The 23,016-nt window shown below is 61.1% G+C and carries 21 protein-coding genes; 7 read left to right on the forward strand and 14 right to left on the reverse strand.

The genetic code is table 11. The features are described 5' to 3' along the window. Positions 1–73: 73 nt before the first annotated feature. From H6955_17590 to H6955_17655, 14 genes are all read right to left on the reverse strand, one after another. Complete coding sequence (locus H6955_17590; protein MCP5315376.1) at positions 74–628, reverse strand: hypothetical protein; 555 nt, start codon at positions 626–628, stop codon at positions 74–76. After that, on the reverse strand, positions 625–1,197 hold the full coding sequence (locus H6955_17595; GenBank protein MCP5315377.1) for a hypothetical protein: 573 nt from the start codon (positions 1,195–1,197) through the stop codon (positions 625–627). Before H6955_17595 ends, H6955_17590 begins: the two co-directional genes overlap by 4 nt. Beyond that, complete coding sequence (locus tag H6955_17600) at positions 1,194–2,126, reverse strand: PilN domain-containing protein (protein MCP5315378.1); 933 nt, start codon at positions 2,124–2,126, stop codon at positions 1,194–1,196. The genes H6955_17595 and H6955_17600 overlap by 4 nt, the downstream gene beginning before the upstream one ends. A gap of 148 nt (positions 2,127–2,274) precedes the next feature. Then, complete coding sequence (locus H6955_17605) at positions 2,275–3,198, reverse strand: general secretion pathway protein GspK (GenBank protein MCP5315379.1); 924 nt, start codon at positions 3,196–3,198, stop codon at positions 2,275–2,277. Then, positions 3,195–3,911: a general secretion pathway protein GspJ gene (locus H6955_17610; protein MCP5315380.1), complete on the reverse strand. Its 717-nt coding sequence runs from the start codon at positions 3,909–3,911 to the stop codon at positions 3,195–3,197. The genes H6955_17605 and H6955_17610 overlap by 4 nt, the downstream gene beginning before the upstream one ends. After that, positions 3,908–4,303 (reverse strand): prepilin-type N-terminal cleavage/methylation domain-containing protein, encoded by a 396-nt coding sequence (locus H6955_17615; GenBank protein ID MCP5315381.1) that lies wholly within the window; start codon positions 4,301–4,303, stop codon positions 3,908–3,910. The genes H6955_17610 and H6955_17615 overlap by 4 nt, the downstream gene beginning before the upstream one ends. Continuing rightward, on the reverse strand, positions 4,299–4,772 hold the full coding sequence (locus H6955_17620) for a prepilin-type N-terminal cleavage/methylation domain-containing protein (GenBank protein MCP5315382.1): 474 nt from the start codon (positions 4,770–4,772) through the stop codon (positions 4,299–4,301). Before H6955_17620 ends, H6955_17615 begins: the two co-directional genes overlap by 5 nt. Continuing rightward, positions 4,741–5,166 (reverse strand): type II secretion system major pseudopilin GspG, encoded by a 426-nt coding sequence (gspG, locus tag H6955_17625; GenBank protein MCP5315383.1) that lies wholly within the window; start codon positions 5,164–5,166, stop codon positions 4,741–4,743. Before gspG ends, H6955_17620 begins: the two co-directional genes overlap by 32 nt. Before the next feature lie 191 nt (positions 5,167–5,357). Further along, positions 5,358–6,572, reverse strand: a complete 1,215-nt coding sequence (locus H6955_17630; protein MCP5315384.1) for a type II secretion system F family protein — start codon at positions 6,570–6,572, stop codon at positions 5,358–5,360. Positions 6,573–6,661: 89 nt separating this feature from the next. Next, positions 6,662–8,392 carry a type II secretion system ATPase GspE gene (gene gspE, locus H6955_17635; protein MCP5315385.1) on the reverse strand — a complete coding sequence of 577 codons (1,731 nt, stop codon included), beginning with the start codon at positions 8,390–8,392 and terminating at the stop codon, positions 6,662–6,664. 25 nt (positions 8,393–8,417) lie between these two features. Then, the gene (locus H6955_17640) at positions 8,418–10,307 is read right to left on the reverse strand and encodes a polysaccharide biosynthesis protein (GenBank protein ID MCP5315386.1); all 1,890 of its coding nucleotides are present in this window, start codon (positions 10,305–10,307) and stop codon (positions 8,418–8,420) included. Between the two features lie 335 nt (positions 10,308–10,642). Then, on the reverse strand, positions 10,643–11,545 hold the full coding sequence (locus H6955_17645) for a glycosyltransferase family 2 protein (protein ID MCP5315387.1): 903 nt from the start codon (positions 11,543–11,545) through the stop codon (positions 10,643–10,645). A 92-nt stretch (positions 11,546–11,637) separates the two neighbouring features. Next, positions 11,638–11,925 carry a DUF3144 domain-containing protein gene (locus tag H6955_17650; GenBank protein MCP5315388.1) on the reverse strand — a complete coding sequence of 96 codons (288 nt, stop codon included), beginning with the start codon at positions 11,923–11,925 and terminating at the stop codon, positions 11,638–11,640. Beyond that, entirely contained in the window at positions 11,922–15,038 is a 3,117-nt protein-coding gene (locus H6955_17655) for a glycosyltransferase (GenBank protein MCP5315389.1), read from the reverse strand. The genes H6955_17650 and H6955_17655 overlap by 4 nt, the downstream gene beginning before the upstream one ends. Positions 15,039–15,235: 197 nt before the next feature. Here H6955_17655 and H6955_17660 point away from each other — a divergent pair, with 197 nt between their 5' ends. From H6955_17660 to H6955_17690, 7 genes are all read left to right on the forward strand, one after another. Beyond that, a complete protein-coding gene (locus H6955_17660) occupies positions 15,236–16,237 on the forward strand; it encodes a hypothetical protein (protein ID MCP5315390.1) in 1,002 nt (333 codons plus the stop codon). A 354-nt stretch (positions 16,238–16,591) separates the two neighbouring features. Further along, positions 16,592–17,002: a hypothetical protein gene (locus H6955_17665; GenBank protein MCP5315391.1), complete on the forward strand. Its 411-nt coding sequence runs from the start codon at positions 16,592–16,594 to the stop codon at positions 17,000–17,002. 237 nt (positions 17,003–17,239) lie between these two features. Continuing rightward, on the forward strand, positions 17,240–18,667 hold the full coding sequence (locus tag H6955_17670; protein MCP5315392.1) for a sulfotransferase family 2 domain-containing protein: 1,428 nt from the start codon (positions 17,240–17,242) through the stop codon (positions 18,665–18,667). A 173-nt stretch (positions 18,668–18,840) separates the two neighbouring features. Then, the gene (locus H6955_17675) at positions 18,841–20,637 is read left to right on the forward strand and encodes a hypothetical protein (protein MCP5315393.1); all 1,797 of its coding nucleotides are present in this window, start codon (positions 18,841–18,843) and stop codon (positions 20,635–20,637) included. Between the two features lie 18 nt (positions 20,638–20,655). Beyond that, positions 20,656–21,063 carry a GtrA family protein gene (locus H6955_17680; GenBank protein ID MCP5315394.1) on the forward strand — a complete coding sequence of 136 codons (408 nt, stop codon included), beginning with the start codon at positions 20,656–20,658 and terminating at the stop codon, positions 21,061–21,063. An 8-nt stretch (positions 21,064–21,071) separates the two neighbouring features. Continuing rightward, positions 21,072–22,019, forward strand: a complete 948-nt coding sequence (locus H6955_17685; GenBank protein ID MCP5315395.1) for a glycosyltransferase family 2 protein — start codon at positions 21,072–21,074, stop codon at positions 22,017–22,019. Between the two features lie 157 nt (positions 22,020–22,176). After that, the gene (locus H6955_17690) at positions 22,177–23,013 is read left to right on the forward strand and encodes a hypothetical protein (GenBank protein MCP5315396.1); all 837 of its coding nucleotides are present in this window, start codon (positions 22,177–22,179) and stop codon (positions 23,011–23,013) included. Positions 23,014–23,016 lie beyond the last annotated feature (3 nt).

Genomic DNA, 23,016 nt, shown 5'->3' on the forward strand with positions numbered 1-23,016 from the left:
CACCCTTGCACTGTCGCCGGGACGCGCCGTCGGCGCATGCTACCGGAAAGCCGTCGACACCGGTAACCCCCGCTCATCGGCGGCGCGGTATCGTCCGTTTTGGCGCGAGGCGCTTCCGCAGGGCCCCCTCGGGCACTGCATTCGGTGCTGGTGCCACGCGCAGTTCGAACACCTCCCGGCGCGAGTCGCGGGTCAGCACAAGGCTGTCCGGCAGGATCTCGGCGACCTGCCAACCTTCGATGTCATCGCCCACCGAGACCTTTATCGCTTCGCTACTGCCCGGCGTGACCAGCGCCTGATAGTCGCCCTGTACCGCCACTACGCCGGAGAGCAGGATCTGCGGGCGTCCTGCCGAGATCAGCTTGACGTCGCCAGACGCCTCTTGTTCGGCCGGCCTACGGTCGCTGCTGAACAGTGGTCGTTCGATGATGACCGCATAGTCTTCCAGCGCCCCCAGCGTTGTTCCCTTCGGCAGGGTCGCGGCCATGGTGGCCGGGTCCGGTTCCTCGACCGCCGGTGGCGGCACCAGGCTTGCAGTCACCGCATCCCCCAGCGACCAGCCGTACCATTGCGCGACCAGTACCACGCCGAGGCAGATCGCGATCACCCAGCCGAGACGACGCATCACCTTTCGTCTCCGTTGAGCAGCATGTAACCGGCCAGGTCGAACTGTATGTCGAGTTCGTCGGTCGCACGTCGCTGTGCGCGTGCGGCACGCACCACCAGGTTGTCCAGGAACAGGGCCGGTTCGCCGGTTTCGATTCGATGTGCCAGATTGAGCAGCACCTCGACATTGCCGCGCATTCTTACGCGGTCGACCAGCATTTGCAGCGGCTGGTCGGCGGGCGGTGTCGTGATCTGTGAGCTGATCAGGGTGCCGCCTGCGCGCTCGATCAAGGTTTTGACCAATTGCTGCAGATTGGCCCCGCCGAGTCCCAGGGTCTGCCCCTGGATATACGAACGCTGCACGCCGCTGCGTGTGCGCAGCTCGGTGAGCGCCTGTTCGATCGCCGGGCGCTTCGCCAGCCGGGCTTCGAAGCGCGCGAGCTGCGACGCGTGATCGTCGGCCGTCTCGCGGAATTGTTGCAGCTTCGAACCCAGTGGCAGGGCGATCATCAGCAACACCAGAAACAGCACACCGGCCGTCAGCGCCAATGGGCCGAGGCAACGCGCACGTTTTTCGGTAGCGGCATTCACTGTGCGTTTCGCTCGGTCTGCTGCATGACGACCGAGAAGCGTTCGGCGGTTGCGCCACGTGCCTTGGTCAATGGCGCGCGGAATGTCACCGATTCGAAGTACGGCGAATCTTCGAGGAGTTCGATCAGCCCGGTGGCCTGTTCGGACTCGCCCTGCAGCTCCACGTCTGCACCGCGGATCGAGAGCTGTTGCACCCAGGTGTCGTCGGGCAGCCGCTCGGTGAGTTCCTGCAGCAGATCGACCACCGGCACGCGCTGCTGTTGACGGCGTACAACGAAGTTCGCCAATTCGGCGCCCTCGTCGAGTTGTTGCTGCAGTCGTGAGACGACAGCCGCCTGTTCGCGCGCATGCCGAAGGCGCTGGTCGAGTTCGATGACCACCTGGCGGCGCTGCCAGAGCGGCGTCATCACGATCGCGATCAGCAGCAGTGCGACCACTGTTGCCACCACCCAGACCCCGGCATTCGCGCGGGTCTTGCCGCGCGATGCGGCCGAACGCAGTAGGTTGGCGCCTGGCCACAGCCCTTCCGCGTCGACTGCCTGCGGTGCCTGTCCGCTGCCCTCGAGCTGTGAGAGGGCGGTATCGATCAGCTCGCGGCGCAGCACAGCCAGCTCGGCCAGGATCTGGCCGCGGTCGGGCAGTCGCTGCGCGATGCGATAGTCGTACAGCACTTCGGCGCCGGCGAACGGCGTCAGGCGGTCCATCTCGAACTGCAGTACGCGCCCAAGGTTGCCGGCGGCCGCCAGAGGCAGCTTGACCGTGCGCGTGAACACATGCTCGCGTGGAACGCGCAGGACCAGCGGCGCCTTGTGCTGCCAGCCGCTGCCCAGCCATCGGTCGAACGACACATTTTGCAGGGATCCCAGTTCGGCCTGATCCCGGACGCCCTCTGCGTCCTGCGACTGCAGCACGAACCCGTCGTCACGCAAGCGCAGGACCGAGCGTCTCGCGCCGCCCAAACCGCCGCGAAGGCGGCGCGGAAGGCACTGCGTCAGCCCCCCGATCCACCAGTTCAGGAATTCCTTCCATCCCGGAATTGCAAAGCCTGCAGATGCGTGCGGTTGCTCGGCCAAGACCTTACCCCGCTGTCCCGGATTCGTTTGTCGAGCGTGTCAGATTCATCCCTGCCTCATGCCATTTGACGATGCGGTAACCGTTCCGGGCCTGATTATCCAGCACCACCGTCGCCTCTGTCACATAACGTCCCCCCTGGGGTATCGGCACTTCGACGTGCACCCGCAGGCCACCGAGTAGACTGCCGCGGATGCCACCGCCGAAATCGATGGCCCCGCGGGTTGGCAGCATGGGTTGAACCCCGAGGGGCACGGCGGGGCCGGCAAACTGCGCGACCATCTCGTCCCCGATCAGTTCACGTACCTGCGGTGGCGACGCCATCAGGTTCACCTGCGACCTGCGCGAATCCACCGTGAGCACGCTGCGCAGCGCGTTGTACAAGTCGCTCGACATGCCATATACCAGGCGTAGTTCGGAAAGGTCGCGGAACGGCACGTTGAGCGGCCCGTAGCTGTAACCGGCATCGAGGTACTCCTCGCGTTCCGCTCCGTGCAGGTGGCGTACGTCATCTGCGTCGACCCAGTCGGCGATCGCATCGGCCAGCGCGTCCAGCACCTCGGGGTCGGCACCGGTCGCGGCCAGCGCGCTCCCGAGCAATCTCGGGTTGGCGCGGTTGAGGTCGATCAGACCCTGTTCCTCGTACACCACCACCTGTAGGTCGCGATCGCCGAAACGCAGCGAGTGCGGCTCGCCGTCGCTGCGCCAGCTCTGATCGGCGTCACGCAGCTGCAGCATGTACAACGCGAAGTGCAGCGCGCCGCGCGCCAGCTGCCGGGCCTGTGCGGTTTGCAGCAGGCCGCGGCTCAGGTCGATCTCGGCGCGCTGGGTGAACGTCAGCGAACTGGCTACCACGGTCAGCAGCACCAGTACCCACAGGACGGCGATCAACGCAATGCCCGATTCGCGCTGCGGCCATACCCTGGTCACGAGCGGTCGCCCACATTGCGCAGCGTGATCTCCGGATCGGGCATCTCGACCACCATCTCGGGCCAGTCCTCGGCGGCCTGCTTGATGCGGATCCGGACCAGGCGGGGCAGGGCGGCGACGCCCGCCCATTCCTCGAACCAGCGCGCCTTCTGGTCGTCCTCGGCGGCGCCAAAATAGGCGATCTCGATATCGTCGAGGTGCTCAATCAGGATATGCCGCCCGTAGTTCGCGTTGGCGACCTGTCCAGCCGTGGCTTCGACCGGGGTGAGCGGTGTCCACAGTGGCGTGTCCAGGCCCTTGCCTTCCAGGACATCGGGGTGAAAAAACCAGCGGTCGAGCACCAACTGGCGCTTGTCGCCGTCACCCATCGCGCTCAACCGCATGATGCTGAGGCCGCCGCTGCCGACATAGGCCGGCAGCGGTGCGACCCATTCCAACATCTCGCGGCTGCCCCAGAACAGCGGTGCTTCGCCGTCCGGCAGCTCGTAGATCAGCCCGCGCGCGGCACTCAGCTCGCGACGCAGAAACTCCAGTGTCTGCCGGGTCTCACCGACACGTTCCGCCTTGCCGTCCACCGCTTCCCAGCTACGCGTGCCGAGGTACAGGCCGCCGGTGAGCAGCAGCATGATCAGTGCCGCGAGGGTCAGCGCAATGACGAACTCGATCAGCGTGTAGCCGGCCGCCTGCTGCTGGCAGGGTCGCAAACCGCTCATTGCACTCTCGCCACTTTCAGCGTCTCCAGCGACACGCTGCGCGGTTGCTCGGCGGCTCCCCACTCGACGGTCACGCTGAGCCGATAGGGCAACATCGAAGAAGGACCTGCATAGTCTGTATCGACCGGCACGCTGGTGAGCTGCCAGCGGTACCGGCCATCCAGTTCCGTGCCGGCGCTGGATTCGTCGAGTGGCGTCACGACGCCCGCCGCGTCCAGCTTGGATTCGGCAATGGTCACGGCCTTGGTGTAGTCGGCGCCGATCGCGACATTGCGCGTACCCTGCGAAAAGATCTGCATCAACACGCCGAGCGATAGCGCAAGGATCGAGAAGGCGACCAGCACCTCGAGCAACGAGAACCCCCGTTGACAGCGTTGGCGTCCCCGTTCAATCAATGACGGCCACCTTGCCGGTCAACCAGTCGATGTCGACCTGGTAGCGACTACCGGCGCGTGCCAGCTGGATACGGCCGCCGGTCGAACTGCCGTCGGGAAAAAAACCGATCGCGGCCACGCCGGGTGCACGCTGTTGCGATTGGGCGATCGTCAGGCGCACGTCGATCTGTTCGGGGATCGCGATCGGCTGCAAACGTCCTGGAACGCGCATCTGGCGTTGTTCGAGGTCGATGGTCAGGCGCTCGGCGCTGGCGTGACTGATCGCGAAATTGCGCGTCTGGCGCAAGGCTGAGACCAGGGTGCGCGTGGCGCTCTTGAGCTGTACGCCCGGCACGGCGCGGCTGAGCAATGGCGGGACCACTGCGAGCAGCAGTCCGGACAACATCAAGACCGCGAGGAGTTCGAGAAGCGTGAATCCGGCGGTGGGCCTGCGGCTATTCCCAGCTGACCACGTCCTGAGCCTCACCGTCGCCACCCTCCCGATTGTCCGAACCCAGCGAAAAAAGGTCGTACGGGCCGTGCTCTCCGGGATGCCGATACTGGTAATCGTTGCCCCAGGGATCCTGCGGAATCAGTGACTTCTTCAGGTAGGGACCGCGCCACTTGTTGCTGGCACCGGGATCGCTGACCAGCGCGTTCAGGCCTTCCTCGGTCGAGGGGTAGTGGCCGACATCCAGGCTGTACAGATCGAGCCCGGCACCGAAGTCCTCGATCTGCAGCTTTGCAGTCTTGGTCTTGGAGTCGCGCAGGGAGTTCATCACCTGCGGACCGACCAGGCCGGCGAGCAGCGCGAGGATCGCCAGCACGACCAGCAGCTCGATCAGTGTGAAGCCTTGCAGGCGCAATAATCTGTGTCGCATGTTGTTGACCTAGCAAAAGAATCCGATGGGGGCCTTGTCGCCCGCGAGGCAGCGGCTGCGGTGTTTCGGCATCCCGGGGTATCGACAGCTGAACCGGGTCGAGCGTTCCCGCGGCCGTGAACATCACGCCGTGTCCGGCAGCCCCGCTTCGGGCGCCCGTGACAGGTCCGCGAAGGATGGCGTCATCGGCCTCAGAACGCAAGTTGATTGGCTTGCATGATCGCCACCAGGATCGAGATGATGATGCCGGCGACGATCACGCCGAGCCCGACGATCAGCGCCGGTTCGAGCAAGGTCAGCATCCGTTGCACCGTGGTGCCGACTTCGCGGTCGAACACGTCCGCGACCTTGGCGAGCATGCTGTCGAGTTGCCCTGATTCCTCGCCAACCTTGATCATCTGCAACGCCAGGTCGGGCAGGATGCCGTCCTGGATCAGCGGTTCGGCGAAGCCTTTGCCGCGCTTCAGGTGCTGGGCCGCGACGTCGATGGTCTCGGCGACGCGTCGGTTCTCGACGACTTCCCTGACGAGATTCAGCGCGCCCAGCAAGGGCAGCCCGTTTTCGAGCAGCGTTGACAGGGTGCGCGCAAAGCGCGCCGCCTCGACCTTCACGATCAGGTCCCCGAATAGCGGCAACCTGATGACCCTCTGGTCCCACCATTCGCGCACCCTTGGTCGCTGCAGCGCGGCCTGGACCGCCGCCGCGGCCAGCGCCAATGCGGCCAACGCGGCCCACCAGTAGTCGCGGAACAGGTCGCCCACCGTGACCACGATGCGTGTCGGTAATGGCAGTGTCTCGCCCATGTCGGCGAACATCTGGCTGAACTGCGGTACCACGAAGGCCAACAGCAACACGATCGACAGGCCTGCGACGACCACCAGGATCATCGGATAGGTCAGCGCGGACCGCACGCGCTCGCGCAGCTGCGCCGAGCGCTCCAGATAGTCGGCGAGCCGTTCCAGCACGGCCTCGAGGACACCACCGGACTCGCCCGCACGGACCATGTTGATGTACAGCTTGGAGAAGACCTGGTGCTCGGCTTCCAGCGCGGCGGCGAATGTGCTCCCGGACTGGATGCGGTCGCGCAGCGCCGCGAGCAGGCGACGGGTCGCGGCGTCGCGGGTGAGGTCGTGCAGCACCTGCAGTGAACGGTCCAGCGTCAGGCCGGCGCCGAGCAGTGTCGACAATTCGCGCGTCAGGACCGCGACCTGCTGGGCGCGAAAGCGCGTGCCGCGGGGGGTTCTTCCGGCGCGCAGCAGGGTGCGCAGACCACCCGCGGGGCGAATCTCGATCGGGATCGCGCCTTCCGCCTGCAGTTCGCGCACCAGGGTCTGTTCGTCCGGCGCGTCGCGTTCCCCCTCGAGATTCTCGCCGTTGGGCCGGACCGCTTTGAAAGCGAACAGCATGTCTGCACCTAGCTCGTGCTGTACTGCACCGGTCGACGTGTGCAACCGGCTGCAAGGACATGGGCAGCGATGCACGACGCCGACATGGCTCAGTCGGGCTCGCAGACGCGCAGGACGTCGTCCAGGGTGGTGAGGCCTGCGGCGCATTTGCGCAGCCCTTCGCGGTACATGGTCTGCATGCCCTCGGCGATCGCCTGGCGCTGCAGTTCGGTCGCATCGGCGTGGCGCATCACCAGTGCGCGCAATTCGTTGCTCATCACCAGCACCTCGGCGAGCGCCAGGCGGCCGCGGTAACCGGTACCGCTGCAATGCTCACAGCCGCGCGCGTCGAACAGTTGCGGCGTGGTGCCGGGAGGCAGATCGCGCGTCAGATCGAGTTCGTTGACCAGTTCCGGCAGCACCTCTTTGGGTTGCTTGCAATGCTCGCACAGGCGGCGCACCAGCCGTTGGCCCACCACGCCGTTGATCGTCGAGGTCAGCAGATAATCCTCGACGCCCATGTCGAGCAGGCGCGTGATCGCCCCCGCTGCATCGTTGGTGTGCAGCGTCGACAGCACCAGGTGTCCGGTCAGCGCCGATTGCACCGCGATGCGCACCGTCTCTGCGTCACGCATCTCACCGACCATGATGATGTCCGGGTCCTGGCGCACGATCGCGCGCAGCGCGTTGGCGAAGTTCAGACCGATCTGCGGCTTGACCTGGATCTGATTGATCCCGTCGAGTTGATACTCGACCGGATCCTCGACGGTCATGATCTTGCGTTCGGCGGTGTTCAGCCGATGCAACGCGGTGTACAGCGTGGTGCTCTTGCCGCTGCCGGTGGGTCCGGTCACGACCACGATGCCGTGCGGCATGTCGAGGATGTGTTTGAGCCGCTCGACGGTGATGCCGTCGTAACCGAGTGCAGCGAAGTCGAACTTCACGCTCTCCTTGTCGAGCAGGCGGATCACGACGCTTTCGCCGAACAGCGTCGGAACCGTGGAGACGCGCAGGTCGAGCTCCTTGCCCTGGATACGCACGCCGATGCGTCCGTCCTGTGGCAGCCGGCGTTCGGCGATGTTCAGCTTCGACATGATCTTGATGCGTGAGATCACCGCCGCCGAGGAATGCGCCGGGGGCGCTTCGACCTCGCGCAACACGCCATCGATGCGGTATCGCACCTTAAGGCGGTTTTCGAACGGTTCGACGTGGATGTCGGAGGCGCGCGACTCGACCGCCCGCTGGATGATCAGATTGACCACCCGGATCACCGGGGCCTCGCTGGCGAGGTCCTTGAGGTGTTCCACGTCCTCTTCTTCGCCGCCGTCGACCTCCTCGAGGCCGCCGGCGATCTCGCCCATCGCACTGCGCCCCTCGCCATACAGCCGTTCGATCGCGTCGTCGATCTCGGCGGCGACGCCGACGCGCAATGTGACCGGATGACCGGCCGCGGCCTGCAGTGCCGCGGCGACATAGGGGCGTTCGGGGTCGGCGACCGCGGCCACGAGGTTGCCGTCCTGCAGATGCAGCGGCAGGATGCGGTTCTCCTTCATGAAGCGGATCGCGATACGGTCCTCGAGGATCGGCACCTCGGGAAACTCGCTCGCATCGATCAGCGGCAGACCGTTCAGCTCGGCCAGTGCGGCCGCAAGATCCCGCTCCGAGACCAGGCCGAGGCGCGAGAGCAGCGTGTGCAGGGGGTCGCCCGACTCCTCCGCCAGGCGGCGGGCGCGGTTCAGTTCGGCGCCGTCGATCTTGCCGCGTTGCAGCAGCAGATTGCCGATATCGGTCGTCTCGTGGTCGCCGGCCTGCGGGCTCGGAATATTGCGCGAAGACGCCATGGGGTCGCTGCGCGAATCTCGCCGGTCAGTCGCTCTGGACCAGGTTCACGACCTCGCCCGCCTTGTCCGGCGCCGTGCCGACGCGGCGACGTTCCGGGACAAACCAGTTCAGCAGTTCGCCCAGCCGGGTCGTGTCGTACGCCGCGCAGGTCTTGTCCAGCTCGTCCATGCGGTTGGTCAGCAGGTCCCAGCCCACTTCGCGATAGCGTGCCAACCGGATCTGCTGGTGACTGGTCTCGACCAGTTTCTCGCGTTCGTGAAACAGTTCTTCGTGCAGCTTTTCGCCGGGCCTGAGTCCGGTGTAGACGATCTTGATATCGCGTCCCGGGACCTTGCCGGAGAGCCGGATCATCTCCTCGGCGAGTCGGCTGATGTTCACCGGCTTGCCCATATTCAACACGAAGATCTCTCCGCCCTTGCCGAGCACGCTGGCCTGCATGATCAGCTGGCAGGCCTCGCGCACCGTCATGAAGTAGCGCTCCATCTTGGGGTGGGTCACGGTGACCGCTTCGCCGGCACTGATCTGTTTCTCGAACAGTGGAACGACGCTGCCGGCGGAGCCGAGCACGTTTCCGAACCTGACGGTGATGAAGCGGGTATCCGACTTGGCGTCGAGGTTCTGCACATAGATCTCGGCGACGCGCTTGGTAACGCCCATGACGTTCGCCGGATTGACCGCCTTGTCGGTGGAGATCAGCACGAACTCCGAACAACCGTAGCGATCCGCGGCCTGGGCGACGACCTTGGTGCCGAGGATGTTGTTCTTCACCGCCTCGCGGACCTGGGTCTCGAGCATCGGTACGTGTTTATAGGCCGCCGCGTGGAACACCACCTGTGGGTGGTACTTGGCGAACAGGCGGTCGCACGCCACCGCATCGGTGATGTCGGCGAGATGGGCATGCAACGACAACTCGGAGAACTGCTCGCGCAGTTCGAGTTCGATGCTGTAGAGGTTGAACTCGCTGTTCTCGAGCAGGATCAGCGCCGCCGGTTCGAGGCTGGCGATCTGGCGGCACAGTTCGGCACCGATCGACCCGCCGGCACCGGTGATCATGATCACGCGGCCGGTGAGGCCTTCGCTGATGCGCGGCCAATCCAGGTTCACCGGTTCGCGGCCGAGCAGGTCTTCGATGCGCACCTTGCGCAGTTCCTGGACGCGGATCTGCCCGCTCATCAGGTCCTCGAGATGCGGCACCGTGCGGAACGGAACCCCGCATTGTTCGGCCAACGCGACCAAGTAGCGCATCTGCGCCGCATTCGCGGACGGTACCGCGAGCATGATCACGTCGATCGCGAGTTCCTGCACGACGCGCGGCATGGCCGCATAGGGACCGACCACGCGGATGCCCTGGATCTCCTTGCCCTGCTTGGCATGGTTGTCGTCGACGAAGGCCACCGGCCGGTAGGCCTGGCGCGGGTCGCGCAGCATGTCGCGTACGAGCATGTCACCGGCCTCGCCGGCGTTGACGATCAGCACACGCTGGGCGGAGCGGAAATGGCGGCGATGGTCTTTCCACCAGCGATAGAAGAAGCGGGGCAGGGTCAGGCAGCCGAGCAGCAAGAGCCCGTAAAGGAACATCAGGGAGCGCGGCATTTCGGCGAGTTGACCGCCGATGGACAGTACCAGCGAGGTGATCAGCACCCCGGCGACCAGCGCCTTGCTGATGCGTATCAGATCGGGCAGTGAAGCGAATCGCCAGACTCCCCGGTACAGGCCGAAATGCCAATTGACCAGCGCCTGGAGTGGCAGTACCAGGAGCAGCCCGATCAGCGCCAGGCGCAGGTCGTGGGGTGGGATCGCGCCGAGGTCGGCGTGCAGCCAATAGGCGCCGAGCCAGGCCACCGGAATCATCATCAGGTCGTGCAGAAAGGCAGCGATACGGCTGCGCAAGCGCTCCAGTGCCATGATCTTCATCTCACCCCACGTAACTCGCTTCGATAGGTCCAGCCTGCGCGGTGGAGACGTCGTGCTGATCCAGCGGCCAAGACGTCGGTGTTCTGCGGCTGAGACGGCAACCGGTGCTGGCCGTTAGTTTCCCATAAATTGACGTGATCATCCTAGTCTTGATCAGGGGAAACCCGAATAATGGGCACCCGCCTCCGTCCGTTCCGTGGCCTGCATCCGGCCCTCGATGTGCACGATTTTCAGCTGAAGGGTCAAGAAGTTATGCGACAAAAATCACATTACTTGCTAAATCCGGCGATGTTACCTTCTCGCCGACGGGCGTTGCAATGCGCAATCGCCGCAGCTCAGGCATCGCCCCGGTAGCGCCCGAGGCGGCCGCGCAGCCCGTCCCAAACGCCCATGGTCATCATACGCAGATGCATCGCGCGCGGCTTTGCGAACAACCCATAGGCGGCGAATTTCAATAGCAGGCGCCAACCGTCGACGCATTTCCAGGAGCCGCGGATTTCCGCCTGGCGATACAGCCAGACGGCATTGCGGAACAGGTAGTAATGGCGCAGCGGCGAACGTACGGGGCGTGCCTGTCCCAGCACCATCAGCGGCTCATCGCCCAGCGCATGCCGCATCTGTGCGCCGCAGACCCCATAGCTCTGCAGCCCGGCACGCGCCGCGCGCAACCCCCATTCGATGTCCACATAGTCGATGAACAGCCGTTCGTTCATGCCACCGACGCGCTCCAGCGCGGTGAGCGGAATCAGGCAGCCGGAGCTGACCAGGTAGTCGACCGGAACGATGTCCGCGGGGGTGCTGCAGGGTTGGCGGTGCAGGCGCAGCCCGCGGACCTGGAGGAACGGCGGTGGGTTGTCCTGGCGCGGGTCGAGATAGCGCGGACCGAGCGCCGCGACTGGCACGCCGGACCCTGCCAGCTGCTCCTCTGCATGCAGCAGGCGCTCTAGCATGTCGGGTGCCGGCACGCTGTCCTGGTCGAACAAGAGCACATGCGTCGCTGCACGGCCGCGCGCCCATCCGATACCCTCGTTCTGTGCCCGGGCAATACCGAGGTTGTCGCCGAGGGTGAGGATCTGAACCTCCGCCCCGGCCGGCAGGGTCACGCTGGGTGCCTCGTTGCCGTTGTGGACCAGTACCAGTGCCGCGACCTGGGGCAGGGCCGCTGCGAGCAGACGTTGCAGCGACTGAGGATCGGGTTCGTAGGTCACGACGACGCCGATTACGCGTTTATCGCTCATCGACGTTCACTGGATAGTGGCATGCGCGGGGCCGCTGGTCGGCACTTCGGATCTGGCCGCGGCACCCGGCAACGGCATCGCTGGCGGCTGCTTCAGGCGGTGTCTGTCTGGCTCTGCGCCTTCTTCAGTTTCTGCAAGGTCGCGAGGTTTCGCCGGTAGACCTCCACGACCTTTGCGACGCCCGAGTCGTGCAGATAGCCTTCGTTGCCGGCCGCGCTGTAGGTTGCGTAGATGCACGACGCGAACATCAATGCGCCGTTGATCGCATCCGGGGCGCGTCCCTCGTTCTTGATCTCGTTGGCGAGGTCGATGAATCGCTTGGCGAGGTCCTGGACCTCGGAGAATTCGACTTTCTTGGTCGTGGTGCTTTCGTCGGTCATGGCTGGGTGCCCCGTGCTAGTTCATGCCAGTTCAGCGAGAAGTCTTCGCGATCCAGGGTGAGGTTCGGATTGTAGGCGGGGTCGCGCAGCAATCCCGCTCCCCAGCGCGATTTCATGTAGGCGATCTCTTTGCCGAATCGCGCCTGTTTCTCGGCGGTGTTTTCGGCACCGCGCGTCGCGGATTCGTGATGGTAGAGTTCCGCGTAGGGTGTCCAGAGGTTGCGATATCCCTGTTCGCGGATCCGCAGGCAGAGATCGACGTCGTTGAACGCAACGCCGAGGTGCTCTGCGTCAAAGCCACCGATCTGTTCGAACACCTCGCGCCGCATCACCATGCAGGCCGCGGTCACGGCAGAATAGTTCTGCACCAACACCGCGCGCCCATTGTAGCCCTTGGCTTCGCCGGACAGATATTTCATCGCGTGCCCGGCGACCCCGCCCAGGCCGGTCAGCACACCGCCATGTTGCAGGCGGCCATCGGGATACAGCAGGCGTGCACCGACAGCGCCGATCTCGGGGCGTGCGGCGTGCGAGACCATCTCGGCAAGCCAGTCCCCCTCGATGACCTCGATGTCATTGTTCAGGAAGCACAGGTAGTCGCCAGCCGCCTTGGCAACCGCGAAATTGTTGAGTGCCGCGTAATTGAACGGTTTGTCATAGGGCACGACACGCGCCTCGCCGCTCGCCTGCAGCTGTTGCAGGTACTCGATGGTCGCCGGCTCGTCGCTCTGGTTGTCGACGATGATGATCTCGTAGTTCGGATAGCCGGTCTTGGCACGAACGCTGTCAATGCACTGTCGCAGCAGGCGCAAGCCATTGCGCGTCGGGATGATCAGGCTTACCAAGGGTGCCGGTTCCGGCACCGGATAGCGTACCCGCAGCATGCCTTCGATCCGTTTCGAGGGTTTCACCTCGGCCTGGACGCCTTTCGCCTGCAGGTGATCCTGTACGGCACGCACCGCTGCATCGAGTGCATAGGGTTTGGCTTCAAGCCCGGACGCCGTGCTGCCAGGTACCGCGCGCCAGTGGTAAAGGATGCGCGGGATATGACGGATCTCGTCCGGGTGCAGCTCGGCGATGCAGCGCAACGCCAGGTCGTAATCCTGAGCGCCCTCGAAGCCTTCACGGATGCCGCCGGCGTGGTTCAGCAGGTCGCGACGGTAGACGCTGAAGTGGCACACCAGGTTGTGCGACAGCATCAGGTCCGGATTGAAGTCGGGTTTGAAATAGTGTGCCGAACGCGTACCGCGATCGTCGATCTTGTCTTCGTCCGAGTACAGCATGCGCGCGTCGGGATGCCCGACGATCTCGCGGGCCACGTGATAGAGGGCGTTTTCCGTCAGCAGGTCGTCGTGATCCATGAATCCGACCCAGTCGCCCTCCGCGAGCGTCAGGGCGGAATTGGTCGCGGCCGCAATGTGTCCGTTCTTGTCGCGCAGGATCACCTTGATCCGCGGGTCGCGATGGCGGTAGTCGTCGAGCAGCGTGCGGATCTCCGGTGAAGGCGAGGCATCGTCTGCGATGCACAGCTCCCAATGCGGATAACGCTGTGCCAGGACCGAATCGATTGCGGCACGCAGCCATTCCGGGCGCGGTTCGTAGACCGGCATCACCACCGAGATCAGCGGTGCCTGGGCCAGACTCTCGACGAACGTCTTGACGCTCGCCGCGTCGGGTTCGCGGGGCGCCTCTATCTGCTCGATCCAGCGCGCATAGTTCGCGGTCCGCGGCGCGGCGCGGCCGGAGCTCGCGGCGGCCAGATGCCAGCGCAATCCCTTGATGCCGCCCTGGCGCAGCAGCCGTACCGCCTTGGCCATCCACTGCGGTGCGACGCTCGGGTTGCGCACCAGATGGGCGAGATAGGGTGTCAGGCGGACTGCGCCGCGTGCCGGCAGGGTGAGCGTACGAAACAGGCGCCAGGAGCGCGTGTTGAGCACCTGCCGAAGGGCGGCATGTTGCTGGTGCAGGGTGGTCTGCTGCTGTCGAACGCGTTTCAGCTGACCCTGCAGCTGCTGCAGGGTCAGCTGTTGTTTGGCCTTGTCGGCGTGCAGCGAGGCGTTGCGGTCTTCGAGGATGCGGGTGCGTTGGGTCAACTCACCGATGCGCCCTTCCTTGTAGGCCAGCTGTTGTTCCTGACGTGTGTGGCGTCGGGTCAGTTCGGAAAACTGTTGGTCCTTGTGTGCGAGCTGGCGCTGCAAATGCTCAACCTGTTGTTGCTGGTGCGCAACCTGACGTTCCTTGTTTTCCAGTAGCGTCTGACGGTGTTGGGCGACCTGTTGGGTCTCGTGCAGGCGTTCGTGCACCTTGCGGTAGGCCTCTTCGGAGTCCCGCAGTGGTTTGTCCGACAGTTCCGGAAACGGCGCCGTCGGTTCGTCGGCTGCGCGCGGTCGCGCCTCGACGATGAACTGGTAGGCGATTGCCTCCGGCGCATGCAGGCGCGCCAGCGCCCTTTCGGTGGGCTCGAGACCCGCCTGGCGGATCTTTTCGGCGAGCACCTCGTCCGGGATGTCGTGGAAGGTGTAGCTCAGTGCCTCGACCGCATAGCCTGACGACGCCAACAGGGCCATCAACGACTGGTGTGTGTAGAGATGCAGGTGGGTCCGGTCGAGCAGGCCGGTGTCTTCGTACGTCAGTTGTCCCTGCAACAATTCGAGGCGGATCGCAGCGTGTGCGCCGTTGGGCACGGACGCGAGCAGGCTGCCGCCGGTCTTGATGCGGTCGCGCAGGCCGGCCAGAAAAGTCTGCGGATCCTTCAGGTGTTCGATGATGTCGGCACACAGGATGATATCGAAGCGGGCATCACCCAGGCCGGACTGCCAGTCGGGCGACTCCACGTCGACACACAGGGTGCGTTCGCAGTGCGCCGCGGCCTTGCGCAGCGCCGCCTCCTCGATGTCCACACCGAACACCCGACAGCCTTTCTGCTGCGTGAGATGTTCGGACATGTAGCCGGTTGCGCAGCCGAGCTCCAGCACCTGGGCGCCGGTCGGCACGCGTGCCAACAGTTGAACGTGCGAGTTGTTCTCCGAGCGGAACTCCAGCGCATGCTCGTATTTCAAGGGTGCGGGCCGCGGATCTTGCGGATCAGGCGCCGGGTCGAGTTTTGTCTGCATGCACGATTTGGGTGGCCAGTGCCGCAGGGCGACACCGGTCCGACGGTTGGGCTCTATTATGCTAGTATACGGCAGCTGCCGAACCGACGTCTCCGTTGGAGTGCACCTAAGCTTTTTGATTCCCGACATGAGGGCACAACGCCCTTCCAAATTCGGGAGGGCGCTGGGCCTTGGCGAGCTGAAATCATCAATTAAAGATGGCAAGTGACGACGAAAATTCGGGCTTTCTGGTGCTCCGGCCGTCGGCTGCGGGGCGTCACAAGACCGTGGTGGTGATGGGCGTCGCGCGCAGCGGCACATCGCTGGTGGCCGCAGTGTTGCACGAACTGGGTGTGTTTCTTGGCGATCAGGCGCCACCACCGGTCTACGAGGATTTGGTACTCAGTACTGCTGTTGAGTCCGGTGATACCCGCGAGGTGCATAGGACCGTCGAACGATATGACCGCCGTCATGATATTTGGGGCTGGAAGCGCCCAGGGTCATTGCATCACATGGAAGGCATTCATGCGCATTTGCGCAATCCGCATTACGTCGTCGTTTTCCGCGACTTGTTTGCGATCGCCAACCGAAACCGATTGTCGGTTGGCGCCAACGTTCTCGATAACATGCAGCGCTCGATCGATGAGTATCGCATATTGCTGGACTTCATCGATGGACTGGATTGCCCGACGATGCTGGTTTCATACGATCACGCGCTGGGCGGTAAGGAAGTGTTTTTGGATCGCCTGATTGCGTTCGCCGGACTCCGGCCCGAGGCAGCAGCGCGTGCACGCGCACTCGAGATCGTATCCCCGTCGCCCGTTGCTTATTTGCGAGCGAGCCGCGCAGATCGGGTGATCGGCCACATTGATGTGGTTGCCGCCGATCAGGTGCTTGGCTGGGCGGCCCAGCGCTGTCAGACCAGCAAGGCGCAACCGCTGTGGGTGTCGCTTGCTGTCAACGGTCAGACAGTGGCGGAGGTGAGGGCTGACACGCTGCGACCAGATCTCTTGAGCAGTGGGGTTCACTCCACGGGACAGGCCGGCTTCACGTTTAACCTCCCCCACGACAAACGCTTGCGAACGGGTGATGTGATCAGGGTCTACGCCGGGAAGTACGAAGAGGATCTTGAGGGGTCCCCGTGGCGATTTGGCCCATCGTCGCTGTTTGGCCGGCTTCGTGACTGGGTGTGGACCCACGTGAAGGTCAGCAATAGCTGAGGTCGTGAGTTCTGATGACGCGGGACTTGTCTCGCGCGTCTGGTACCTTGAGACCGATGCCCCCCTCCCCCCAAGGGGCCGTTGCGCCCCATTCAGATTTTGAAAGGAATGCAAAAGCTGCCCAAGAGGCGCTTGAAGCGTATCGTGAACCCGAGGTGGCACGCGACTGAAGTGGGGGGTAAAGCGCAATCCGACTCTTTCGATCTGGAAAACTATCACGAGCCACCGGGGGGCTTTCTGCCTAAGCCGCAGCAAATCATGGACTCACACGGCTTTCACCCCTGTCGTGGAAAGGCTTTGTCAGAACGCGCTTGATTGCAACGCTGAGTGCAAGCGGTATGGCATAAATCTGATATGTTCAAGGTGTCGATGCGGCGGCATCTTTACACGCCGGTCCTGCTTTTCGGGGTGGCTTCGGTTGCGGCGACTTATCACCAGGTTTTCGAGAGGGTGCCCCATCTCGCCAGAGGCAGTGGTGATGCCTTGTTCGCTGCGGCAAATTCGTCGCGGGCGTGCCGCAGTTGCGTGAAACTGCTGATTGCCGTTGCCACATCCAGTGACGGGAGCGGGCTGGCGAGCCCGTATCGCTGCTTGAGCAGCGCGCTAAACATAGATGACAGAGTGCGTCGTGGCATCGATCATAAGTATCGCGCGCGGCATCCGATGGGTGGCAAGCTTGTGCAGAAGGTCGGTCTGGCGCGAGCGCGAGTCACGGGGGTATCGATCCGCCTTGTGGCCCAAAGTCAGGGTCTCGGCTGGATGTGATGGCAATGTGAAAAAATTACTGATCTATCCCCCGATGGGTTCTGGGGTATCGTCAGTGTCGAGAGGGGATGTCTTCGCCTAACGGTTCGTGCGCGCGAGATGCACGTTTTCGTAGGGTCCCGTTGCAGGAATGGCTGCAACGTCTTGCCGTACTTGACACTCGATTGGTTGACGTGTGATTCATTCTGCGACTTACCCCAATTGTGTCTCAAAGATAAGCAACGAGCGGAAACCGCCATGCATCAAGAAATACTGCGCAAACTCGAAAACTCTGGGTTGTTGACAATCAACGACGCGCCAGCAGGTGACGATTTCACCTTGGTCGTGGTCAGTCTGACCGAACCTGGTTCCCTTCTTGCACGCAACGCAGTACTGAACTTGGGGTTGCCACCTCTGCCTTCGGAAGTCGCACCACACATCCAAGACAGGGAAGGCATAGAAGCCCTCCGGCAGGGCAGTTCGCCGGATGTGGGCGCGAATTCGTATAGGGGCGACGCAGGAAGATCGAAACACTATTGGGTCTTTCCGTACAGTCCCGACCAGCTGGTGAGAATTCACGACCTGTTGGGCAAGCCGCGATATGTGATCTTGCTGTCGGACCTAGTTGCTACTACAAATCAGGGTGCTGTCAGGTCAGGCTCCGTGTTGGAACAAATGCGAGATGGGCTGGCGGCCAACCAGGCAATTCTGAGATTCTTGGACGACTGCAAACCGACTGCACTGCTTGCATCAACCGGAAAAGCCCGTCGAGAACCTGCTGCTTTTTCCGAAACACTCAAAACTTTCTGCAATCGGAAACCGGAACTTGATGTTAGCAATTCCTCAGCGGAAACCGCTACAGACGAATCCCGGGCTTGCTCCAGCTCTATCGATAATATTCCGGCAGCTGGCAATACGCCGAATCAGAGAAGCTTGGCGTCGCGTACCAAACATAAGCCGATGGTTTTTTTGCATATCCCAAAAACAGCGGGGACGTCTTTGCGCCAATTACTGCGACAGCAATTGCCGGGCAACGCGTTGGCAGTGCTCGATCCGCCGATATCAACCGAGCTGCGAGCTAAAACTATTCGTCTACTTCCGCATATGAGAGTACTCATTGGCCATCTTTATTTCGGTGTCGATGAGCATCTCGGATTTCACGGCGACTATGGAACCTTCCTTCGCGACCCTGTCGCCCGAGTTGTTTCTTTTTGGCGACATCAGCTGGCTCACGAGCACAGCGAGTATCATAAGTTAGCTGCGCGCGGAATGACATTGCGCGAGTTTGTGGCGAGTGGCATCACTCACCAGACAGATAATTTCATGACTCGGATTTTGGTTGGTACGGCCGCGCCAGGCATGCTCGACGGAACCCTGAACAGAATAGACGACCAGAAATTTCTCGATATCGCACTTGAGAATGTAAATCGGCGCTTTCGATTCGTTGGGTTTGTTGAATACTTCGACGAATCGATACGGCGACTCGTTGATCTATTTGGTTGGCTTCCGCAGGTTCAGCCGCCAATAAAACTTAATGTGTCAGCCTCGACACCTCCAATCCTTGACGAAGCAACATTGAAAGTCATAAACGAGCACAATCGACTCGACTTGGCGCTGTATGACTGTCTGCTGCAGCAGTCTCCATGGGCGACACGGTCTGACGCTCCACCCCACCACGGACGGTAACGCAAAACTATCGGATTCCAAATATTCGATGCCCGGCGGTGCGCGTGCCAACAGGACTGGCTATGTAGGAAACTCAAGAGTTGGAAGTGCGCTTACGTGCCGGGCCATGTTGAGCGTCTGCATTCATGCCACGTCTCATTTCCCATCGCTCTGTTCAGTGACAGGTCTTTCGCATGAGAATCAACATTGACGCGATAGTGATCCACGCATTGGTGGGTTTGCTGTTAATTGGACTCACGTGGCTCGCGCACGGTAATGCGTTGGATGGCTATTGGCGATTCGATGACGGGTGGATTCTCGATTTCGCCACCAGATTTACTCCCAGCGAGTACTTTTTTGATCCGATGATCACGAGAGCTTTTTCTCCGAGCAACATTACGCCCTGGAACCCATTTGTTTTCGACCTAAATCTTTTTGCGTTTGGACTGGATGTAGAGAAATATTACATCCAACACCTACTTGCGGTAACGTTAGCCGCGGCAACGATCTTTTTGTTGTTGAATTATTCGGTGACGATGGGGTATGCGCTCTTTGGGGCGGGCTTATTCATTGTGGGTGCGCCCGTATTTCATGTCTCTCAAGAACTCATGGTTGGTCACTATGTCTATGGTTTGATTTTCGCTAACTTGTCGGTTTATGCGTTTTTCCGCGCACGCAGCAACGTGAGGGGCTTTTGGCTGCCAACAAGCACATTGCTGTATGTGTTGGCAACGACTTGCAAGGAGGTGTTTGTTCCGCTGCCCCTGGTGCTGCTGTTCGTCTCCTTCGGTTCCTGGCGTTCAAGAGTCGTGGGCATAATGCCTTTTGCTGCGTGGGGCATCTTCTATATGGCATGGCGGTTCACGGTGCTGGGGACGGCAGTTGGAGGATACCGGCGGGGAGTTTTTGACTGGGCAGTTGCGGCCCGGCAGCTCCTGGAGATTCCTGGTTGGTTACTTGGCAATGATGTTGTCGGTTTAGCCGCTGCAGGTCTGCTTGCTGCTTTCTTTTTCGTCGCAATGCTGCGCAGGATCGTCGATTGGCGGTTATCCATTGTGGTGATCTTGGTTTTGGTAGTACCTTTACTTGCGCTTGTTGCGTATCCGGGGTTGAGAGGTCCAAACCGTTATCTCCTCCTGCCTTGGGCGGTAATCTGCGTGGCGGCTGCTTACATGTTGGGCGCTGGGGGTCGCGGATTCGTCGTGCTTAGAGTGGTCCTCGGATCTGTTTTGTTTTGGGTGGTGTTGGGACATGGTCTAGACGAATCGGCAGCTCGCACACCAGACCTCGCAAGGTTTGACGCCATATATAAAGAAGCAATTGAAGCCGCACCCGACACGTTGATGGTTGTTCGGGGTGGTACGCCGCGATACTGGGACGTAGTACTCAATGGGGCGCGTCGTGCTCATGCGGTACTGGATAATGTTCCGTTCAAGCGAGTTAGCATACTTACTGACCCCAAGCAGCTAGACAAGGTTGATTTCCATGCTCGTCGCGTACGTGAATACTCAAAATCCTGCGATTGTTTCGTTGGTGTTGCGCCGCCGGGCGAAGCGCTCGCAGGGCAGGCTGAACCACTAAGGTCTTTCGAACATCTCCCCTTCGGGCCTCCGTATCCGGCATTGTTCGACCGAATGGGCGGTGCTGTTGAGACGACAAGGGTAAGCGGTACGAGTGTTTCCGTAACCGGGTGGGTCGATTTGCTAGATGCCGATCCTGATCAGGTCATAATATTGTTGTCACCTGGTTTGTTGGTCAGCCAAAAATTGAATACCCAAGTGCGAGCGGATTTGGCCGAGCGACTGGGCAACGATGAAAAGAGGTTTGTTGGTTTTCGACTCGACTTGGACTACTCCGACAATCGCGAGGCGATCAGTGCTTCGAAAACGTTGTGTGTATTGAGTCTTTCCTCCTATACAGGGATGCAGGTTCTAGATGGACCTGTTGGTGGTCGTTGTGACGCGCTGCTCAACAAGGAGGGAACCCGGTAGTGGTCGGAGGCGATGGGTGTGAAATCGCTATACGGAGAACGTCTGCGTCAATACGTCGGACAGGGTTCTCGTTATCTGTTGGTCGGTGGAGCGGCGTGGCTAGTGGATATATCGATATTCTCCATTTTGTATCCAAGTCTTGGTGTTCCTCTAGCCCAGGTGGTTTCAAGAACGATTGGCGCCGTGATTACATTCTTCGGCCACAAGGATTATGTGTTCTTAGATCGGCGCTATCATGGCTCCGTATTAAGAAGGCAGGTGCTGTCGTACGCCATGCTCTGGCTGCTATCATTTATATTAAGTCTGTTGGGAATTCTCTGGTTGGCCTGGTTTGTCAACGTCAACGAGGTCGTCGCTAAGGTCGGCGTGGAAACTATCATCGTAGTAGTCAATTTTTTGATATCAAAGCGTATGATTTTTCGATAGGGACTGTAATGCGGGACTCGTTGATTTTATCTGTCGTCATTCCTGTCTTTAATGAAAGGTGTAACCTCCGTGAGGTCCTGGATCGACTGCACGCTGTAGCTAAGGGGATCAGCTGTGAATTGGAGGTGGTTTTCGTTGACGACGGCTCGACTGATGGAAGCTGGGAAGAAATCTGTGTGTTGCGCAACCTAGGCGGTGCTCATGGCAATCTAAAGGGGTTGCGCTTCAGTCGGAATTTCGGGAAAGAAGCCGCAATTCTGGCGGGTTTGCAGATATCCCAAGGTGAAGCTGTGGTGGTCATGGATGCAGACTTGCAGCATCCCCCGGAATTGATTAGCGACATGGTTGCGATTTGGCGAGAAGGTTTTGTGGTCGATATTGTTGAGGCGGTGAAGATTCGGAGACAGAAAGAGGCGCTCTTTTTTAGGTGGGCCGCTTGGGTCTATTACGGGTTGTTTCGGTTTTTCTGCGGTATCGATATTCGCAATGCAACAGATTTCAAACTACTTGACAGAAGGGCTGTCGAGCAATATCTGCGTCTTCCCGAAGTTGGAAGGTTTTTTCGCGGTCTTACAATCTGGCTGGGTATGCACAGTGTGGCTTTGGAATTCGAGCCGCCTCCTAGAGCTCACGGCTCGAAGAGCTGGACGGTCGGTCGCTTGGTTGGACTGGCGCGTCGCTCAATAGTTAGCTTTTCGTCTATGCCACTACGGTTGGTAACCTGGTTTGGTGTTTTAGGGCTGATGTTCAGTATCGCGCTGACCCTGCAGACGCTCTGGCTCCATTGGCGCGGCCAATCTGAGGAGGGTTTCCCTACCGTCATAGTTCTTATCCTCGGAATGGGCAGTATGATCCTGCTGGGAATAGGGATCATTGGAGAATACGTTGCTGAGATTTACACCGAAGTCAAGCGCCGGCCCGCATATGTTGTCGCCGATCGACTACGAGATGAATAGCGCGCTCGTCTGAGACCCGTGCGGCGTCAGCCATTTGCGCTTGGACAAGTGCGAGGTCTTGTACGACAATTCCGGCGCCCTTCCGCGACGAGCCAGATGTCGTTGGCTATTACCGGTACTTGGGCGCATCACTCGCAGTCACGAACGGATTGTTTTTTTGCCTGATCTGCCAACTGCCTACCGCGTCCTTGTTTTGGGGCGCGCAAAGACCGGAACGACCGTCATCTCGAAGACGATTCAGCATTCGATCCCGCGCGCCCGTTATTTTCTCGAGCCAAAGCAGCTGTCTTTCTTTGAGAACGCGGCTTGGGCCGAGGAGCAACAACGCGTTGTGGTTAAGCTGATCGTCGAGCACTGGAACGCTTTTCCCGAAGAGCGAGAATTGATCATTCAAAACGGGTGTGCGCTGAAGTTTTCACACAAGGTCGCAATTGTCAGGGACCCACGTGACGAGATCATAAGTCGACTCTATTATTACCTGCTGCCGTATGTCCGTCGTGCCGGTTACGACCGAAATCAGGTGGATGCGTGGTTGGCCGTTCTGCGGGAGAAGGAGTGTAATCCGTCGGCAATGCCGGTTATCGAAATGATCCGACGCCTGGCATCGATTACTGGTGAGCCTGTTTCATCTGTCCCAGCGGAAATCGGCCGAATTGGCGAGTATTTTCAATTGCTTGAGCGTTGGCGGCATTTGGTGCACGTGGTCCGGTACGAGGATTTCATGTCGGGGCATTCTTCGGCTCTTGAGGCCTATCTCGGATTTGCGTTATCGCAAGATCGTTCGGTTGAGGGGTTTGAATGGACGCGGCGTAGCATGACAGTAGACAATTGGAAGCAAATGTTTACCGCGGAAGACGTCGAGTTTTACCGCAATGCTTTGGCCGAGTCGATGGGGCGCTGTGGCTACACCGACTGGAAGCTGGAAACGCCCCCGAAACTGGATGCATCCACCGGATCGGATTACGTGGAGGCTTTGATCGCAAGCGAGATCTGAACA

This window comes from Chromatiaceae bacterium (genome assembly GCA_024235395.1).
Lineage (GTDB): Bacteria > Pseudomonadota > Gammaproteobacteria > Chromatiales > Chromatiaceae > Thiosocius.

What these genes read in the sequence shown, in the direction of transcription:
- H6955_17610 (MCP5315380.1), bottom strand. Translation starts at nt 3,911, where the DNA reads ATGAGCGGTTTGCGACCCTGCCAGCAGCAGGCGGCCGGCTACACGCTG.
- gspG (MCP5315383.1), bottom strand. Translation starts at nt 5,166, where the DNA reads ATGCGACACAGATTATTGCGCCTGCAAGGCTTCACACTGATCGAGCTG.
- H6955_17630 (MCP5315384.1), bottom strand. Translation starts at nt 6,572, where the DNA reads ATGCTGTTCGCTTTCAAAGCGGTCCGGCCCAACGGCGAGAATCTCGAG.
- gspE (MCP5315385.1), bottom strand. Translation starts at nt 8,392, where the DNA reads ATGGCGTCTTCGCGCAATATTCCGAGCCCGCAGGCCGGCGACCACGAG.
- H6955_17640 (MCP5315386.1), bottom strand. Translation starts at nt 10,307, where the DNA reads ATGAAGATCATGGCACTGGAGCGCTTGCGCAGCCGTATCGCTGCCTTT.
- H6955_17645 (MCP5315387.1), bottom strand. Translation starts at nt 11,545, where the DNA reads ATGAGCGATAAACGCGTAATCGGCGTCGTCGTGACCTACGAACCCGAT.
- H6955_17650 (MCP5315388.1), bottom strand. Translation starts at nt 11,925, where the DNA reads ATGACCGACGAAAGCACCACGACCAAGAAAGTCGAATTCTCCGAGGTC.
- H6955_17655 (MCP5315389.1), bottom strand. Translation starts at nt 15,038, where the DNA reads ATGCAGACAAAACTCGACCCGGCGCCTGATCCGCAAGATCCGCGGCCC.
- H6955_17660 (MCP5315390.1), top strand. Translation starts at nt 15,236, where the DNA reads ATGGCAAGTGACGACGAAAATTCGGGCTTTCTGGTGCTCCGGCCGTCG.
- H6955_17665 (MCP5315391.1), top strand. Translation starts at nt 16,592, where the DNA reads ATGTTCAAGGTGTCGATGCGGCGGCATCTTTACACGCCGGTCCTGCTT.
- H6955_17670 (MCP5315392.1), top strand. Translation starts at nt 17,240, where the DNA reads ATGCATCAAGAAATACTGCGCAAACTCGAAAACTCTGGGTTGTTGACA.
- H6955_17675 (MCP5315393.1), top strand. Translation starts at nt 18,841, where the DNA reads ATGAGAATCAACATTGACGCGATAGTGATCCACGCATTGGTGGGTTTG.
- H6955_17685 (MCP5315395.1), top strand. Translation starts at nt 21,072, where the DNA reads ATGCGGGACTCGTTGATTTTATCTGTCGTCATTCCTGTCTTTAATGAA.